We start from the raw sequence: 3,030 nt of genomic DNA, 5'->3' as shown, positions 1-3,030 counted from the left end.
CCTCGACGTGGCGGCATCCGATCACTACGTCAGCCGGGGTGCGCACAAGCTCATCGCGGCGCTCGACGCCTTCGTGATCGACGTCACCGGGCGCCTCGCGCTCGACATGGGCGCCTCGACCGGCGGATTCACGCAGGTACTGCGTGAGCGCGGCGCGCGGCGCGTGCTCGCCGTCGACGTCGGCCACGGCCAGCTCGCCCCCGAGATCGCGCGCGACCCCGGAGTGACGGCGGTCGAGGGCTTCAACGTGCGATTCATGACCCGTGCCGCGCTCGCCGGGGCGACCGGTGAGGATGCCGCTCCGGACGTCGTCGTCGGCGATCTGTCATTCATCTCGCTCGGCCTCGTGCTTCCCGCGGTCGCGGAGGTGGCGGCATCCGATGCCCACATCGTGCTGCTCGTGAAGCCGCAGTTCGAAGTCGGCCGCACCGCCGTCACGGGAGGTCTCGTGACCGACCCCGCGCTGAGGGAGGACGCCGTCAACGGCGTGCTGTGGGCCGCCTGGGATCTGGGCCTCGGCACCGCCGGCGTCGTCTCCTCCCCGATCGCCGGAACGCACGGGAATCGCGAATATCTCGTGCACCTGCGGCCGGGCGGCGGGACGCTTCCGACAGAATGGAGCGAGGCGGTTCACGGCATGACGGGAGGGCGATGAGCGAGGAACGCTACATCCTGGTGGTGGCCCACGCCCGTCGTGCGGCGACGGTCGATGCGGCGGAACGCGTCATCCGCGCCTTGCTCGATGCCGGTGCATCGCCCGTGCTCGCGCGTGACGACCGGGAAGAGCTCGGCGAAGTGCTGCCCGCCGCCGCGAACCTTCCGCGTCTCGGCATCGAGGTGCCGGTCGACGGGGTCGAGATCGCGGTGGTGCTCGGCGGCGACGGCACGATCCTGCGTGCGGCCGAGCTCGTGCGCGGCGCGGCGGTGCCGATCCTCGGCATCAACCTCGGTCATGTCGGGTTCCTCGCCGAGAGCGAGCGCGACGACCTGGATGAAGCCGTCGCGCGCGTCATCTCGCGGGAGTACCGCGTGGAGGAGCGCCTGACCGTGTCGGTGCGGGTGAAGAACGGCCGCGGCGAGGTCGTCTACGAGACCTGGGCGCTGAACGAGGCGACCGTCGAGAAGGCGAGCCGCGAGCGCATGCTCGAGGTCGTCATCGAGATCGACGGGCGTCCGCTGTCGAGCTTCGGATGCGACGGGGTCGTCGTGTCCACCCCGACCGGGTCGACCGCCTACAACTTCTCGGCCGGCGGTCCCGTCATCTGGCCGTCCGTCGAGGCGCTCGCCGTCGTACCGCTGTCGGCCCACGCCCTGTTCGCGAAGCCGCTCGTCGTGGGACCCGAGGCGGCCGTCGCGGTCGAGGTGCTCGCGCGCACCGACGGGGTCGGCATCCTCTGGGCCGACGGTCGTCGCTCGCATGAGCTGCCTCCCGGTGCGCGCGTGGTGGTGCGCCGTTCTCCCGAGCCGGTGCGTCTCGCGCGTCTGCACGCGCCCGCCTTCACCGACCGGCTGGTGCGCAAGTTCCATCTGCCGGTGGACGGTTGGCGCGGGCCCGACGAGCTGTCGACCGGCACCCACCCGATCATCGGCGGGGCCCGGGACGAGAGCGACGACGCGTGATCGAGCAGTTGCACCTGCAGGGCCTCGGCGTCATCGACGACGCCGTGCTGCCCATCGGTCCCGGCTTCACCGCGATCACGGGAGAGACCGGCGCCGGCAAGACCATGGTGGTCACCGGCCTCGGACTCGTGCTCGGTGCCCGCGCCGACTCGGGCGCGGTGCGCGCCGGGGCATCCGCGGCGAGCGTCGACGGCGTCTGGATCGTTCCGACGACCGGTGCCGTCGCCGAGCGCGTCGCCGACGCCGGCGGCGACCTCGACGACCTCGGCGACGGCCGCGCCGAACTGCTGCTCGGTCGCTCGCTCAGCGCGGAGGGGCGCAGTCGTGCCTACGTCGGCGGGCGCAGCGCCCCGGTCGGGGTGCTGTCCGAGCTCGCGGAGCACCTCGTCGTCGTGCACGGGCAGTCCGACCAGCTGCGTCTGCGCTCGGCCGCCGCCCAGCGCGACGCCCTCGACAGGTTCGGCGGGGCGACGATCACCGCGGCTCTCGAGGCCTACCGCGCCGCCTACGCCCGGGTGCGCGAACTCGACCGTGTGCTGTCCGAGGTGGAGGGCGACGGCGAAGCCCGGTCGCGCGAGGCGGCGACGCTGCGCGCCGACCTCGCGGCGATCGAGGCCGTCGATCCCCAGCCGGGGGAGGACGTCGACGTCGCTGCGCGAGCAGAACGCCTCGCGCACGCCGAAGACCTGCGCGCCGCCGCGACCCAGGCGCACGATGCGCTCTCCCGCGACGACGATCTCCCCGACGTGATCGGCCTGCTCGGCGAGGCGCGGCACGCGCTGGAACGCGCCGCCGACAACGACGCCGCGCTCGCAGAGATCGCCGCACAGGTCACCGAGCTCGGATACCGGGCGACGGATGCCGCGGCCGCCCTCGCCGCCTACCTCGCCGACCTCGACGAGTCGGGTCCGCAGGAGCTCGCCGCGCTCGAGGAGCGGCGGGCCGCGCTGGGCGCGCTCGTGCGCGCCCACGGCTCCCTCGACGCCGCCCTGGAGCTCGCCCGCACGGGCGCGCTGCGTCTGCTCGACCTCGACGACGACCCCGAGCGGGTCGACGCCCTCCACGCCGAGCGCGCTGTCGCGGCCGCAGACCTCGATGCCGCGGCATCCGCTCTCACGGAGGCGCGGGAGCAGGCGGCATCCGCTCTCGCGGCGGTCGTCACCGACGAGCTGCACGCCCTTGCGCTTCCCGATGCCACCGTCACGATCTCGGTCAGCGCGACCGCGGACTCGTCGTCGGGTCGCGACGAGGTGGCGATCCTGCTGGCGCCCCACCCCGGCGCCGAGCCGCGCGCTGTCGCACGCAGCGCCTCGGGCGGCGAGCTCAGCCGGGTGATGCTCGCGATCGAGGTCGTCATCGCCTCCACCGACCCGGTGCCGACCTTCGTGTTCGACGAGATCGATGCGGGCA

At 73.5% G+C, this 3,030-nt stretch carries 3 protein-coding genes; all 3 read left to right on the top strand.

Annotated features, from left to right (window positions below):
• Positions 1–655: TlyA family RNA methyltransferase (locus tag ASG00_RS10210; protein ID WP_082483216.1), on the top strand; the 655-nt coding region annotated here is incomplete at its 5' end.
• Positions 652–1,620, top strand: coding sequence for an NAD kinase (locus ASG00_RS10205; RefSeq protein WP_056209286.1), 969 nt, complete (start codon positions 652–654; stop codon positions 1,618–1,620). The genes ASG00_RS10210 and ASG00_RS10205, both read left to right, overlap by 4 nt.
• Positions 1,617–3,030, top strand: a 1,414-nt coding sequence (locus ASG00_RS10200; RefSeq protein WP_442922637.1) for a DNA repair protein RecN, incomplete at its 3' end; no start/stop codon positions are given. The genes ASG00_RS10205 and ASG00_RS10200, both read left to right, overlap by 4 nt.

Origin of the sequence: Microbacterium sp. Leaf351 (genome assembly GCF_001423825.1) — a bacterium.
GTDB lineage: Bacteria > Actinomycetota > Actinomycetes > Actinomycetales > Microbacteriaceae > Microbacterium > Microbacterium ginsengisoli.
The sequence above is the reverse complement of the archived record's forward strand: the minus strand, read 5'-3'. Positions and strand labels throughout refer to the sequence as shown.